This is a genomic window from Rhodococcus mengyinensis (assembly GCF_048381435.1).
Lineage (GTDB): Bacteria > Actinomycetota > Actinomycetes > Mycobacteriales > Mycobacteriaceae > Rhodococcus_F > Rhodococcus_F opacus_D.
The window spans coordinates 1-14,084 of record NZ_JBLWIT010000051.1 but is presented as its reverse complement, the minus strand read 5'-3'; the positions used below and the strand labels follow the sequence as shown (position 1 = coordinate 14,084).

Here is a 14,084-nt window from a genome sequence, read left to right as displayed (position 1 = left end):
CCGGGCACCCGCGCGAACATCGACGAGTTCACCGAAACCACCTCCCACGCCATCGAAACCGTCGGCGGCGCCCGCCGCGGCAAGGCCATCATCATCCTCAACCCGGCCGACCCGCCGCTGATCATGCGCGATACCGTCCTGTGCCTGATCTCGGCCCCCGACCCGGCCACCCACGACAAGGTGCGCGACTCGATCCAGACCATGGTCGACCATGTCGCGACGTACGTGCCCGGCTACCGACTCAAGCAGCAGGTCCAGATCACCCCCGTCCCGGACGGCCAACCCGTCCACACCCTGCTCGCCTCCGGGGACACGGCGGCCCCCACCCACCAGGTGACGGTGTTCCTCGAAGTCGAAGGCGCCGCCCACTACCTTCCGGCCTACGCCGGAAACCTCGACATCATGACCTCGGCCGCAGTGCGCTACGCCGAGTCTGTCGCCGACACGATCGCCGCGCCGACGGCAACCCAGGGAGCCACCCGATGACCACCAGGCTGTTCATCCAAGACGTCACCCTCCGCGACGGCATGCACGCCGTCCGCCACCGCATCACCCCCGACGACGTCGGCCGCATCGTGGCCGCGCTCGACGCCGCCGGTGTCGACGGCATCGAGGTCGCTCACGGCGACGGACTCGCCGGCGGATCGCTGAACTACGGTCCCGGCTCCAACACCGACTGGGAATGGATCGAAGCAGCCGCCGCCAACCTCACCCACGCCCGGCTGACCACCCTGCTGCTGCCCGGCATCGGCACCATCGCCGAACTCGAACACGCCTACCAACTGGGCGTGCGGTCGATCCGGATCGCGACCCACTGCACCGAAGCCGACGTCGCCGCCCAGCACATCGGCAAAGCCCGGGAACTCGGCATGGACGTCTCCGGCTTCCTCATGATGAGCCACATGACCACCGCACCCGAGCTCGCCGCCCAGGCCAAGCTCATGGAGTCCTACGGCGCGCACTGCGTCTACGTCACCGACTCCGGTGGCCGGTTGACCATGGACGGCGTCCGCGACCGGGTCCGCGCCTACCGGGACGTGCTCGACGAGGCCACCGAGATCGGCATCCACGCCCACGAGAACCTGTCGCTGTCGGTCGCCAATTCCGTCGTCGCCGTCGAAGAGGGTGTCACCCGGGTCGACGCCTCGCTGGCCGGGCACGGCGCCGGCGCCGGCAACTGCCCGATCGAACCGTTCATCGCGGTCGCGGACCTGCAGGGCTGGAAGCACAACAGCGACCTGTTCGCCCTCCAGGACGCCGCCGACGACCTCGTCCGGCCGCTCCAGGACCGGCCCGTGCGCGTCGACCGGGAGACCCTCACCCTCGGCTACGCCGGCGTGTACTCGTCCTTCCTCCGGCACGCCGAAGCCGCATCCCAGCAATACGGCATCGACGTCCGCACCATCCTCCTCGAGGTCGGACGCCGCGGCCTCGTCGGCGGACAGGAAGACCTCATCGTCGACATCGCCCTCGACCTGCTCGCCACGAACCCTGAGCCCGCAGCGAGCTGAGTCCGGCTGCGGCGGAAGGAGATTCGGACCCACGCCGCCCAGTGATCCGCCCGTTCGCACGAGCATGCAACGGCGACGCCAGGTGCGTGCCATGTCGTCGGAACGGGGGGAGAGCGCGGAGGCGCGGTTCGGGGGCGGGACCAGTCCCGCAACCCAGGTCATCGCGAGGGGTTGGGCGAGGCCCCGGAAGAAGCCGGCGACTGCCATGAGGATGGCGACGACGATCGGTTGAGGCACAGCGGGGATGAGGGCGACGGGCAACGCAGAACACAGGGTTCCGGAGATCAGCAACCACCGGCGTGGAGCGATACGGAGGAGCTGAGTCAGAATATGCGGGAGACGATCGCAGCGATCGCGCGAGCGGTGAGGATCACGGTGACCGTCAGTACGGAGAATCCGATCAGATCCGCCGGCTGTGCCTGGACCGCGGCGAAAACGTGCTGATCGAGGGAACCCTCCGATGGCCAGAGTTACGGCCACAGCAGAGGGGTCCGCAGCGTTCGGACTGGGTTAATCACTGACGCGAGAGAACGGCCTTCCCCGGCTCGACGATGTCCGCGCGGGCGCGCACGTCGAGACCGAGATAGCGGACCGGAAGAACGCGAGCCAGCCGGTGCCGTCTCGGCGGCCAGGCCAAGGATCTCCCGGTAGCTCTCGCTGTTGACCGCGACCGCGATCAGGGTGCACACGTTGACGACCCGCCCGTTCTCGCGGACCCTGAGGACGAGGGCGCCGGCGAACGTGGACGGCTGGCATGGTCGGCTGCGGAATGCCCTCGACCCGGGCGTCGAGGTCCTTGGCCATGACGCTGACCTGTGATGTCGACAGCGAGGTGATGCCGAGGGAATCGACGAGCTTCTCCCTCCGCCGGGTCGAGACGCCGAGCAGGTAGGAGGTGGCCACCACCGAGGTCAGGGCACGTTCGGCACGCTTGCGGCGCTGCAACAATCAGTCCGTGTTCGGACTGACCGATTTGAACTGAGGTAACACCAGTAGGTGCCGGGCTGGTTTGGACCCGCGTGCACGGTGCGTTCCGTGGGGAGCGCTCAGGTATTGCCTGCGTGCTGGTCGACCATCGTGCGGAGTCGCGACGCGACGTCCGGTGCGTTGCGCAGGTCGGAGTGGATGCAGAGTGACTCGACGGTGACGTCGATCTCGGTGCCGTGGATCGACATCGTCTTGCCGTCGACGAGTGCCCGGCGTGCTTTGGCCTCGATGTGGACGAGGTCGTGGGGGGCGGCGGTCCGGTTGACGATGATGGTGCCGTCGTCGTTGTAGTCGAGATCGACGTAGAATTCGGCGACGAATTCCACGCCGCGGCGGTCGGCGACGCGCTGGTGGGCGGTGTGGGGGAGTCCGAGGATCGGGACGCCGTACTGTTCGGCGACATCGCAGGCGGATTCCATCAACTCTTCGCTGCGCGAGAGCATCCCGTAAAGAGCGCCGTGCGGTTTGATGTGATGAAGCGGGGCGCCGACGGCATCGAGAAATGCAGTCAGGGCACCAACCTGGTAGCGGATCAGATCCCGGATCTCGTTTGCGGTCAGTTTCATTTCTCGACGCCCGAAACCCACCGGGTCGGGTAGCCCGGGGTGAGCGCCGATAGTGACGTTCGCGTCGAGCGCGGCTCTGACAGTGTGCGCCATGGTGCTCGGGTCTCCGGAGTGCATCCCGCAGGCGACGTTGATGGTGTCGACGTAGTCGAGCAGGGCGGTGTCGTTCCCGAAAGTGTGAATGCCGAACGCTTCGCCCATGTCCGAGTTGAGAGTGATGGACATCAGACGCCCATTGCCGTGGGAGCATCCAGGGAGGGGGTCCTGCGCGCGTCGAGAACCCGTTCGACCCCGCGGGCGACCTGGAGCAGCGTCGTTTCTTCGAAGCGGGTGGACATGATCTCCAGGCCGACCGGGAGTCCGTCTGCGGTGAATCCTGCAGGGACCGAGACTGCGGGGAAGTGCAGTTGGGACGCGATGACGGTGTTGGTCGGATAGGTAAGGCAGGTCCAGCGGCCGCCGAGCACGTCGTCGTGCGTGGGAGCGGGGAGTTTCACGTCGGGAAAGACGATGGCGTCAAGGGCGCGTTCGACGAACAGCGCCGTGACGATTCGCGCGAACTCTTCGCGTGCGAGGACGCGGTCGAGGTAGTCGGGATCGGACTTGGGGTCCGCGGGGCCGTCGGTGATGCCTTCGAAGAGATCGAGGTGTGGGTCGTACGTGCCGTTTCGGCGTACCTCGTCGACGCCGGCGATCCCGATATCGGGGTTTTCGGCGAAGAATCGGTTCATGTCGTTGCGGGAGCGGGTGAAGTAGAGCGAGGTGAACGAGACGTAGTGGTTGAGCTTCGGGATCTCGATGTCGACCAGTTCGGCGCCGGCGGTTTCCAATTCGACGAGCGCGTTGTCGATGACGTCGTTGACGGCTGCTCCAGCGGAATCGTTCGCGTCGCCGAATGCGCTGCGCAGGACGCCGATCCGCTTGTCGACCACAGTGGCGCCCTTGATGTTCTCGGCGAAGGAACCGGAGTGGCGGTGATGGCGAGCCACCGTGGTGAAATCGTCGGTGGGGTCGTAGCCGACCAGGACGTCGAGGAGTTTGGCGGCGTCTGTCACGGTGCGGGTCATCGGGCCGGCGGTGTCTTGCGGTACCACCAGGGGAGACATGCCGTTGCGGCTGATCATGCCGGGTGTGACGCGGAAGCCGACGAGGTTGCAGAACGAGGCGGGGAGGCGGATCGAGCCGCCGGTGTCCTCTCCGATGCCGACGAGGGCGAGATTTGCCGCGATGGCGGCTCCGGAACCGCTGCTGGATCCGCCCGGATCCCGTGTGAGGTCGTAGGGGTTCTTGGTGACCCCGGAGACCGAGGAGGTCGAGAACCATGATGTGGCGAAGTCGGGCATCGTCGTCTTGCCGAGGATGATCGCGCCGGCGGCCTTGAGTTTCTTGATCGCGGTTGCGTCCTCGGTGGGCACGTAGTTCGCGGCGTTCTTGTTGCCGAAGGTGGTGCGCATCCCCGCGGTCGCGGCCTGATCCTTCACCAGGACGGGCACTCCGTGTAGGGGCCCGGCCAGCTCCCCGGTCCGAGCGAAGGAGCGGTCGAGCGCGTCGGCGTCGTCGAGAGCGGTGTCGGACACGGTGATGACCGAGTTCAGCCGCGGCCCGTCCTGGTCGAGAGCCGCGATGCGGTCGAGGTACGCCTGGACGACGTTGCGCGTCGTTGCGGTGCCGTTGCGATAGGCCTGCTGAACGCTGTCGATGGTGGCTTCTTGGATATCCCAGTCGAGGCTCATCTGTGGTCACTTCCGTGGTGCCCGGCGCGCGGGCCGGGGCGGCGGTTGGGTTGATTGTCGAGGTGTGTGTGCCGGGTTGTGGTCAACGTTCAATGTTGGACATTGAACGTTGGGCGTTACTGTAATGCAGAGCACAGCATCAGGCAACGGAGAGGTGTCCCGTAATGGATCGAGCGTTCAGGCCGAAGGCGCTGACCCGTAAGGACGCCTCGGGGCAGATCGCCAGGCAGCTCAGATCGGCGATCGCCGACGGTGTCTGGGTCCCGGGGGAGCGGCTGCCTACCGAACTCGATCTCGCGGACACGTTCGACGTGTCACGCAACACCGCCCGCGAGGCCCTCAAATTGCTGTCCGCGACGGGGCTGCTCACGTCGGTTCGCGGCGGCGTCGGAGGAGGCACGTATGTGGCGGTCCCGGACTCGGACGACATCGCCGAGTTGCTCGGCGACGCCATCCGTCTCTGGTTCCGTGCCGGCGACGTCACGGTGCACGACGTGGATGAAGCGCGCCGGGTCCTGGAGGAGTTCAGTGTGGCGATGGCGGCGCAGCGCCACACCGACGAAGACCTCGAGGCCATTCGGAGGCCGGTGCTGGCGTCGCGAGACTTCGAGATGGATATCGAGGAGTGGCTCGGCCTGGACCTGGAATTTCACACCGCGATCACGCGGGCCGCGCACAACCCGATTCTGGAGTTGGCGATGACCTCGGTGCACCTGATTCGTCCGGTGACCAACCGTGTCTTTGTCGATCGGTTGGATCGACGCCTGGTGATGGAACAGCACGAGGGCATGTATCAGGCGATCGCCACCGGTGACCCGGCAGAGGCTCGCGAGGCATTCGCGACTCACATCGGTTACCTCGATTCGGTACGCAGCGAGGTGCTGCGCGACCTGAACACCGACGACGTGCGGATCTCCGACATCCCAGGTGTATAGGTCGAGGATCAAGAGCAGAGTGCGCGGTGTTGTCGAGTCTCCCCGCGGGAGGCGAGTGGCTTACCGTGGCCGATAGACGACACTTCAAACGTAGTCACGCCAATGCGAGTAGCGCCAGCGCTGCCTGGTCGGGCACGGTGACGTTCAGGGCCGTCAGCTTCTCGAATCTGCCGAGGCGGTTGAGCACTGTGTTGCGGTGGCAGAACAATTGCGCCGCGGTGTCGGTGACGCTTCCCGTCGCGAGGTAGGCGCGCACGGTCTCGAGGATGCGTTCGCGTTCCTCGTCGGTGATCGAGGCGAGGCCGGACAGTAGGTGGGCAGAGAAGTCGGTCTGATCGTCGAGCCTGCCCTTGGTGACCCGGGCCCACGCTTCCGTCAGTGTCGTCAGCCCGTGTTCGTCGGGGCGGATCGTTCGGAAGATCTCGTGGGCGGTGTTCGCGGCCGCCGGCACCGCGGCGAGGCCGGACACCGCCGCGACCATACCGCCGGCCACGTCCTGTAGTTGCCGGTGTTGGGTCTCGAGCCCCCGGGTGGGCGTGCGCTGTGCCGGCCACAGAACCACCACACGGCCGGACTGATTCAGGACGAAGAGTTGTTCGCCCCCGGCCGCCAGAGTGTTCGCGATCCTGTGCACTGTTTGGGACGCTTCGGGATCCACGACGACGACCCGGAACGTGGCGTCGGCGTCGACCTTCAGCGCCCGGGCGATCTGTTCGATCTTGCTGGGGACGAGGCCTGCCGGCCCGAACAGTTCCGCCAGGTACGTCTGCTGCTCGTCACGGGTGAAGGCGGCCATCGCGGCCTTCTCCTCGAGGTAGCTCTGGTGGACGGCGCGAGCGTAGTCGTCGACCACGTTCCACAGGCTGTCGACGTGCAACGCGAGAACGGCCATGTCTGCCGAGTTCGCGCGCCACAGCAGAGCCGACCAGATGATGCCGAAATCGAGACGGACCGCGGTCACCAGATCTTCGACGGGTATTCCCTGCCGCGCGCGGAGACGACCGAGGTCGGAGGGCAGTGAGCTGAGTTGGGTCGTCGTTGCGCCGGCGGTGACGGCTTCGAGGATTAACCGAATCGACTCGCGAGCGGAATCGCGCAGCGCGTCCTGGTCGACCAGCCCGGACTGGTAGGCCTCGAGGGATTCGAGTCGGTCGAGGAAGGCGGTGGCCAGATCGTCCGTGTTGCGCATGGCGCCGACGATCAGTTCACGCCAACGAGGCAGAGTCTCCTGCTTCCGCTTGGCGAGGTTTCTCACGGCAAGGTCCTTTCGACCGAGTTTGCGTTCAGGTTTCGTCGAGATCTCCGATTCGAGCATCGGGGTAACACGTCATTGGAGATTCGTTCATCGGCTCTTGTCGCGGTAGAGGAATCACCTGGGACAGCTCGCCGGCATCGTTGTTCCTTCGCCGTCACATTATGCACATACACAATAATCCTGCACTTCCTCGAGGCAGATTGCGATTTCCTCCTGCTGCCGGGTGCTGTTTCATTGAAGTACGCCAATTGGACCTTCCTGCCCTTCACCCGCGACATTCGGAGCAACAGCATGAGCCCCTCGGCAACCCGACAGGTCGGCCCTCCGACCCCGATTCCACGTGACACGTCCCGTCGCGTGGCTTTCGCCGCATTCGTGGGAACGGCGATGGAGTGGTACGACTTCTTTCTGTTCACCACTGCCGCCGCGTTGGTATTCAATGTGCAGTATTTCGTTTCCGACAACGCGCTGACGGCGACGCTCGCCTCCTTCGGCACGCTGGCGGTCGGATTCGTTGCGCGCCCGGTGGGTGGACTGCTCTTCGGGTGGCTCGGCGACCGGATCGGCCGCAAGAAGATCTTGATGACCACCATCGTCGGTATCGGGATCGCCACCGTGCTGATCGGCATGCTGCCCAACTACTACTCGATCGGTGTCATCGCGCCGATCGCACTCATCGTGCTGCGCGTGCTTCAAGGGCTGGCCGTCGGAGGTGAGTGGAGCGGTGCAGTCACGATTGCAGCGGAGAACGCCTCACCGGAGGAACGAGCGAAATACGCGTCCATCCCGCAGCTCGGATCCCCGGTCGGCACGATCCTGTCCTCGGGTGCCTTCTTCCTCACCTCTGCCCTGTTGTCGGAGGACGTCTTCGACTCCTGGGGTTGGCGCATTCCCTTCCTGCTGGCTCTGCCCTTGCTGGGAGTGTCCATCCTGATCCGTCGTCAACTCGAGGAGTCCCCCGAATTCGAGGCCTTGCAGGAGGAGGACGCCGTCGCGGAGGCACCACTGCGCCAGGTGTTCGTCGGGGCGTGGCGGCAGCTGCTCGTCGGTGCGTCCGTCATGCTCATCGGCGCAGGCGGCTTCTACCTGATCACGACGTTCATCATCAGCTACGGCAAGCGGGTTCTCGGCCTGGAAGCGTCGATACTTCTTCTGGCGACCGTCATCGCGGCGGTGATCGAGATTCCCGTCATCATCTCGGGCGGGCGATGGGGTTCGCGGTTCGGTTCGTGCCGCGTCGTGATCGGCGGTGCCGTCGCCACGATGGTCCTCGCGTTCCCGATCTTCTGGGCGATCGGCACCGCGAACCCCGTTCTCGTCGTGCTCGGGATGAGCGTGGGCGTCGCGGCCGTGTCCTATCCGTACGCTGTCAGCGGGGCCGTACTCACCAGTCTGTTTCCCGCGAAGGTGCGGTACAGCGGTGTGGCCGTCTCGTCGAACATCGCCGGACTGGTATCCGGATGCGTCCCGCTGATTGCCACCGCCGTGCTGACCGTCACCGGCGACCACCTCTGGCCCGCCGCGATCATTCTCGTGGCCATCGGCGCGATCGCCCTTGCCGGCGGCGTTCTCGCACCGCGATGGAGTGTTGTCGAAGACGGCCTCAAGCACTGACATTCACTCTCGACCCACAGAAGGAACAGTCGTCATGAGCACAGCAGAGCAGCAGATTCCCGCGTCCGTCCCGGCCTCGACGCAGGAGCAGAGCGAATGGGACCTGCGCGTCGAGTTGGCGGCCGTGTACCGCCTCGTCGCGCACTTCCGGATGACCGATCTCATCTTCAGCCATATTTCCCAACGACTTCCGGGCGAGGAACCGCGCTTCCTGATCAATCCGTACGGACTCCTGTTCGAGGAGATCACCGCGTCGAACCTCGTCGAGGTGGGTCTCGACGGCGAGTTGTTCACCCCGTCGGAGTACCGCGTCAACCCGGCCGGGTTCGTCATTCACAGTGCCATCCACGCCGCCCGGCCCAATGCGCACTGCGTGCTTCACACCCACTCGCGCAACGGTTGTGCGGTGGCAGCTCAGAAGAACGGCCTTCAGCCCGTCAACCAGACGTCGATGGAGTTCTACAACCGGATCGCGTACCACGACTACGAGGGTGTCGCACTGAACGATGCGGAGAAGGCCCGACTCGTTGCGGACCTCGGCGACAAGAACGCGATGATCCTCCGCAACCATGGCCTCCTGACAGTGGGAGATAGTGCGCGCCGGACCTTCCTGCGCATGTTCTACCTCGAGCGGGCATGCGAGATGCAGGTCGCAGCACAGTCCACCGGCCAGGAACTGATCGTTCCGTCGCCGGAGGTCTGCGAGCACACCGCTCGGCAGCTGAACAACGAAAACCGCGCCGGCGCCACCGATGACCACGACAACAGTGACAATTGGGACCTCGCCTGGTCTGCGTTGCTGCGCCTGGTCGATCGCATCGCCCCGGACTACCGGTCCTGAGATGGCACACAACACAAAACGCCGTGCCGTGGTGGTGGACGGGGTCGGTACGCTCGTCGCCGATCCCGCACTGCTGCCGGACCTCTGGATACTCGACGTGTCGCCGCACCTGCCGCACGGTGACGACGTCATCGCCATGGCGGTGAATCCGGAGACCGCTCAGGTCGGGGCGGAGGACCTGGATCGGGTCCCGAATCTGCGGCTGCTCGCCGCGACGTCCGCCGGCACCGATCATCTCGACCTCGAGGAGGCACGCCGCCGGGGAATCACCGTGACGAACACCCCGGACTACTGCACCGACGAGGTCGCCGACCACACCACGGCGCTCGTCCTCGGGCTTCTCCGCCAGACGCACCGCCTCGACCGGTCGGTTCACCTCGGCGGCTGGACGGTGGGCACCCCACGCCCCCGTTTCGTACGTGGTGCAACCGTGGGGATCTGGGGTTTCGGGGCGATCGGGCGTGCGGTGGCACACCGCGCGCATGCCCTCGGCATGCGTGTGCAGATCCATTCACGCAAGCCGATCGGTGACGACTTCCCGGACTACACCCAGGTGAGCTGGGACGAGCTCATCGCCACCAGCGACGTCCTGTCCGTGCACGTGCCGCTGAGCGACGAGACGCGGGGCCGGCTGGACGCCCAGGCGCTGCGGTCCATGCAGCGGGACAGCTATCTGGTCAACGTGTCTCGCGGCGGAATCGTCGACGAAGTGGCACTCGACGCCGCGTTGCGTTCCGGTCACCTGTCGGGTGCCGCGGTCGACGTCCTCGCGACGGAACCGCCCGTCGACGGTCACGTTCTGTCCTCCACGCCGAATCTGGTCATCACACCGCACGCCGCGTGGATTTCCGAGTTGTCGATCCACGCCCCGTTCCGCATGTTCGCCGAGGCGGTTGCGGCGCTTCCGGAGGAAGCGGACCGGTAGCCCGAGCGGTCGAAGACGTGCATATGCCCACCCACACGACGCGAGTCGTGTGGGTGGGCATACGTGTCACGCCCGAGCGAATCCGCCGCAGGGGCTGCCTGTGGGAATGCACAACGATCCTGCACGAACCGGTTGAGGTTCGTCATCCCGGAATCATGCCTGGACGTGCTTGTATTGATGTATCCGCAGTCGCACACGATGTCGACTCCGCTACCCGGACGCCGGGGCCGGCGGACGCAGATCCACTCCCGGGAGGAATCCACATGACCACCGCCAGCAAGACCGATTTGGATCGTTCCGTGGTCGCGGACTTCCAGCACTTGTCACAGTTCGGCGCGACACCGGGTGGTGGCGTCGACCGGCAGGCCGCCACCGGAGCCGACGGAGCCCAGCGGGCCTGGCTCGCCGAATGGCTCGTCGCCCGAGGATTTCGTGTCGAATACGATCGCGCAGGAAACCAGTTCGGCCTGCTGGAAATCCATCCCGGCGCACCCTACGTTCTGACGGGCTCTCATCTCGACAGTCAGCCGCTCGGCGGCCGCTACGACGGCGCGTACGGCGTGCTCGCCTCGGCGCACGCCGCTCAGCGCGTCGCGCAGAAGTGGCGGGCGGGCAACATTGCGCCGAAATACAACCTTGCGGTGGTCAACTGGTTCAACGAGGAAGGCTGCCGGTTCAAGCCGAGCATGATGGGCAGTTCCGTCTACACCGGCAAACTCGATGTGGAACAGGCGTTGTCGACCACCGACCGCGACGGCGTCTCGGTCGCGGAGGCGCTGTCCGGTATCGGCTGCCTGGGATCGGGTGCGGGACCGCAGGCCGCCGCATACGCCGAGATCCACATCGAGCAGGGCCGAAATCTCGAGAACGATGGAATCACCATCGGCGTGGTCGACTCCACGTGGGCGGCGCAGAAGTACGAACTGGTGGTCCACGGCGATCAGTCCCATACCGGGTCGGCGACGATGCCCGATCGGCAGGACGCGCTTCTCGGTGCCTCCCTGCTGGTGGTCGCGGCCCGCGAGCTGGCCGAGGATTTCGCGGCCGCCCCACTGCACACCTCCGTCAGCCAGATGACCATCGAGCCCAACTCCCCGGTCGTCATCGCGCGGGAAGTGCGGATGCACCTCGACCTGCGATCGCCGAACGAATCGGTCGTCGATCTCGCCAACGAGCGACTGATGTCCCGGTTCGCCGAGATCGAAGCTCGCGCTCAGGTGCGCATCGAGAAAGCCACCGCGCATTCCTGGGGAGTGGCGGGCTACCCGCCCGAGGGCGTGAAGCTCTCGATGGCCGCCGCGGAGGACCTGGGTCTGACATATCGGCAGATCATGACTGTCGCCGGGCACGATTCGGTGAACATGAAAGATGTCGTACCGACCGTGATGCTGTTCGTGCCGAGCGTCGACGGAATCTCGCACAACGAGCACGAATTCACGACCGACGACGATGTGTGCGCCGGTGTGGACCTGTTGACCGAGGTGGTCGGCCGTCTCGCGGTCGGCGAACTCGACCAGACCGCGTAATCGGAATCCGAATCAACCGCGCCGGCCCAGCCGGCGCGGTTGATTCAGTTCTGCTGCGCCGCAAGCGCGACCATGGCGAGCGCCGCGTCGGCCGGTTTCGTGATGTCGAGCCCGGTCAGCTCCTCGATTCTGTGAAGCCGGTTCAGCACGGTGTTCCGATGGCAGTAGATGGTCGCGGCCGTTCCCAGCAGGCTGCCGGTGTGCAGATACGCCACCATCGTCTCCAATAGCCGCTCGTTCTCCCGCTCCGTTGCCTCGCGCAGGGGGACCAGAACGTATTGTCCGAGATCGCAACCGATCTCGGCGAGATACTTCTTCGCCAGCATCGGCCACGAGGCCTTCAGATCGGTGACGCGTTCCTCGTCCGGCCCGAGCTGATCGACCATTCTGCTCGCGGCCAGCGCTGCCAGGGGAATATCTGCGATCGCCCGGGCGATCGGCGCCACGGCCGCCCGAACCTTGTCGAGCAGCGCCAGTTCACGGGGCGTCACCACCATCGGTGACGTGGTGGGTATCTGCCAGAACGCAATGAGGTGGCGTCCCTGTTCGTGCGTGAAGACCCGTTCGGAGAAGTGCGCCCTGTCGATATTGTGCCGCAGCGTCACCGCCGACTCGCTGGGCACTGCCACGACCCGATAGAAGGACGACACCGATACGCCGAGAGCCCGGGCGATCTGCACATGGTTGACCTCGAACTGGCCGACGGCGTCGAACAGAAGACTGATCTGCTGGCGCTGGAGGTCTTGACGTTCGCGGATCAGCTGGTCCTGTTCCGCCAGGTACGCGGCCTGAGCGAAGCGGGCGAAGGTGTCGACGACGTTCCACACCTCCTCGGCGTGCGCGGCGAGTACGTGCGCTTCGCTCCGGCCTGCCGTCGACAGCAGTCCCGACCATAGAATCGGGAAATCGAGCCGGATGGCCGTGAGCATCGAGTCCAGAGGGATGCCGTCGCGTGCTCTGCGCCTCCCGAGGCGGGAGGCCAGACGCTCGACCACTCCGACCTGTGTGGGGTCGACGAGCGCGCGAAGCATCAGTGCGAAGACGTCGCTGCTGGTCGCGCGGAGGTCGGCCTCGCGGAGTCCGGCATCGCGGTACTCGCCGGCAGCGAGCAGCCGATTCATGAACTGTTCGACCAACGCGCCCAGGTTCTCGCTCTGCCGTGACACCAGACCGTGCCACCGCTGAGTGTCTTGTCGGTTGGTCATCGCCACCGCTCTCCGTTCCTACTGTACTAGGACATGTCTCCTAATAGTTTGAGCCACTCGACGATGCCGGCGAGCAGGAATCCGGCGCGGTAGGTGAGGGCGAGTTTGTCGTAGCGGGTGGCCACCGCACGCCACTGTTTCGCCTTGTTGAAGGCCCGTTCGACCACGTTGCGCCCCTTGTAGGACTCCGGGTCGAAGTTCGGTGGCCGCCCGCCCGCGCGGCCCTTGTTCACCCGGTTCGCTGCCTGATCGGTCTTCTCCGGGATTACCGCCTTGATGCCTCTGCTGCGCAGCAGTTCCCGGTTGGCCCGTGATGAGTACGCCTTGTCGGCCCGGACCTCGTCGGGGCGCGTGCGGTGCGCTCCGCCGGCGAGCCGCGGGACGCAAATACCCTCCAGCACGTGGGCGAACATCGGACTGTCACCGGCTTGGCCGGGGCCGACCAGCACCGACAGTGGGCGCCCGTGACCGTCGCACGCCAGGTGCGCCTTGCTGGTCAACCCGCCCCTCGACCGGCCGATGCCGTGATCGGCAGGCTCGTCACGCAGGTTCGTGTAATTCGGTAGATCCCCCTGTGTGGCGGGCGGCGTTCGCGCCGTGCTGATGGACACGGACCACCGTGGAATCGACCGATACCGCCCAGTCCAGGTTCCCGCCGGCGTCGGCCATCGCGACCAGGGCTGTCAGCACCCGATCCCAGGTTCCGTCTCCGGCGTAGCGGCGATGCCGCTTCCACACCGTCTTCCAGGGCCCGAAATGCGACGGGAGATCCCGCCAGGGCACCCCGGTCCGCAGTCGATACAGCATCCCCTCGACCACCACACGATTGTTCCGGAACTTCCGCCCCCGGAGCCCATCGGAACTGGGCAAGAGCAGCGCGAGCAACTCCCACTGCTTGTCCGTCAACACCTCAAACCGATCAACAACGTCTGCCACACCGAAGATTCTGCAGCACAACACCACAAATCATTGGGAGACACACCCTA

At 65.7% G+C, this 14,084-nt stretch carries 11 protein-coding genes and 2 pseudogenes; 7 read left to right on the top strand and 6 right to left on the bottom strand.

The features are described from left to right. Both ACNJ7E_RS10240 and dmpG read left to right on the top strand, forming a co-directional pair. Nucleotides 1-486: pseudogene (locus ACNJ7E_RS10240) on the top strand (acetaldehyde dehydrogenase (acetylating)); the annotation flags it as partial. Further along, the gene (dmpG, locus tag ACNJ7E_RS10235; protein WP_418339773.1) at nt 483-1,511 is read left to right on the top strand and encodes a 4-hydroxy-2-oxovalerate aldolase; all 1,029 of its coding nucleotides are present in this window, start codon (nt 483-485) and stop codon (nt 1,509-1,511) included. The pseudogene ACNJ7E_RS10240 and the gene dmpG, both read left to right, overlap by 4 nt. A 579-nt stretch (nt 1,512-2,090) precedes the next feature. Here dmpG and ACNJ7E_RS10230 read toward each other — a convergent pair. The 3 genes and pseudogenes from ACNJ7E_RS10230 to ACNJ7E_RS10220 all read right to left on the bottom strand — a co-directional run. After that, nucleotides 2,091-2,459, bottom strand: a pseudogene (locus tag ACNJ7E_RS10230) (transposase); the annotation flags it as partial. Nucleotides 2,460-2,557: 98 nt separating this feature from the next. After that, nucleotides 2,558-3,289, bottom strand: coding sequence for a 5-oxoprolinase subunit PxpA (gene pxpA, locus ACNJ7E_RS10225; protein ID WP_418339772.1), 732 nt, complete (start codon nt 3,287-3,289; stop codon nt 2,558-2,560). Continuing rightward, nucleotides 3,289-4,797: an amidase gene (locus ACNJ7E_RS10220; RefSeq protein ID WP_418339771.1), complete on the bottom strand. Its 1,509-nt coding sequence runs from the start codon at nt 4,795-4,797 to the stop codon at nt 3,289-3,291. Before ACNJ7E_RS10220 ends, pxpA begins: the two co-directional genes overlap by 1 nt. Before the next feature lie 164 nt (nt 4,798-4,961). On the opposite strand from ACNJ7E_RS10220, the gene ACNJ7E_RS10215 reads away from it, so the two are divergent. Continuing rightward, a complete protein-coding gene (locus tag ACNJ7E_RS10215) occupies nt 4,962-5,732 on the top strand; it encodes a FadR/GntR family transcriptional regulator (RefSeq protein ID WP_418339770.1) in 771 nt (256 codons plus the stop codon). Nucleotides 5,733-5,826: 94 nt separating this feature from the next. On the opposite strand, the gene ACNJ7E_RS10210 is transcribed toward ACNJ7E_RS10215, so the two are convergent. After that, nucleotides 5,827-6,987 (bottom strand): PucR family transcriptional regulator, encoded by a 1,161-nt coding sequence (locus tag ACNJ7E_RS10210; RefSeq protein WP_418339769.1) that lies wholly within the window; start codon nt 6,985-6,987, stop codon nt 5,827-5,829. Nucleotides 6,988-7,344: 357 nt separating this feature from the next. Between ACNJ7E_RS10210 and ACNJ7E_RS10205 the strand changes: the two genes are divergently transcribed. The 4 genes from ACNJ7E_RS10205 to ACNJ7E_RS10190 all read left to right on the top strand — a co-directional run bounded on the left by ACNJ7E_RS10205 (nt 7,345) and on the right by ACNJ7E_RS10190 (nt 11,893). After that, nucleotides 7,345-8,601: an MFS transporter gene (locus ACNJ7E_RS10205; RefSeq protein ID WP_418339768.1), complete on the top strand. Its 1,257-nt coding sequence runs from the start codon at nt 7,345-7,347 to the stop codon at nt 8,599-8,601. A gap of 34 nt (nt 8,602-8,635) precedes the next feature. Next, nucleotides 8,636-9,442, top strand: coding sequence for a class II aldolase/adducin family protein (locus ACNJ7E_RS10200; RefSeq protein ID WP_418339767.1), 807 nt, complete (start codon nt 8,636-8,638; stop codon nt 9,440-9,442). 1 nt (nt 9,443) lies between these two features. Then, entirely contained in the window at nt 9,444-10,367 is a 924-nt protein-coding gene (locus ACNJ7E_RS10195; RefSeq protein ID WP_418339766.1) for a 2-hydroxyacid dehydrogenase, read from the top strand. 263 nt (nt 10,368-10,630) lie between these two features. Continuing rightward, nucleotides 10,631-11,893: a M20 family metallo-hydrolase gene (locus ACNJ7E_RS10190; RefSeq protein WP_418339765.1), complete on the top strand. Its 1,263-nt coding sequence runs from the start codon at nt 10,631-10,633 to the stop codon at nt 11,891-11,893. Between the two features lie 44 nt (nt 11,894-11,937). On the opposite strand, the gene ACNJ7E_RS10185 is transcribed toward ACNJ7E_RS10190, so the two are convergent. Beyond that, nucleotides 11,938-13,098, bottom strand: a complete 1,161-nt coding sequence (locus ACNJ7E_RS10185; RefSeq protein ID WP_418339764.1) for a PucR family transcriptional regulator — start codon at nt 13,096-13,098, stop codon at nt 11,938-11,940. 26 nt (nt 13,099-13,124) lie between these two features. Beyond that, nucleotides 13,125-14,034, bottom strand: a protein-coding gene (locus ACNJ7E_RS10180) for an IS5 family transposase (protein WP_418339763.1) whose coding sequence is annotated in 2 segments (ribosomal slippage) — nt 13,125-13,676 and nt 13,678-14,034 — 909 coding nt in all. Because the reading frame shifts where the segments join, the coding sequence is not laid out codon by codon here. Nucleotides 14,035-14,084 lie beyond the last annotated feature (50 nt).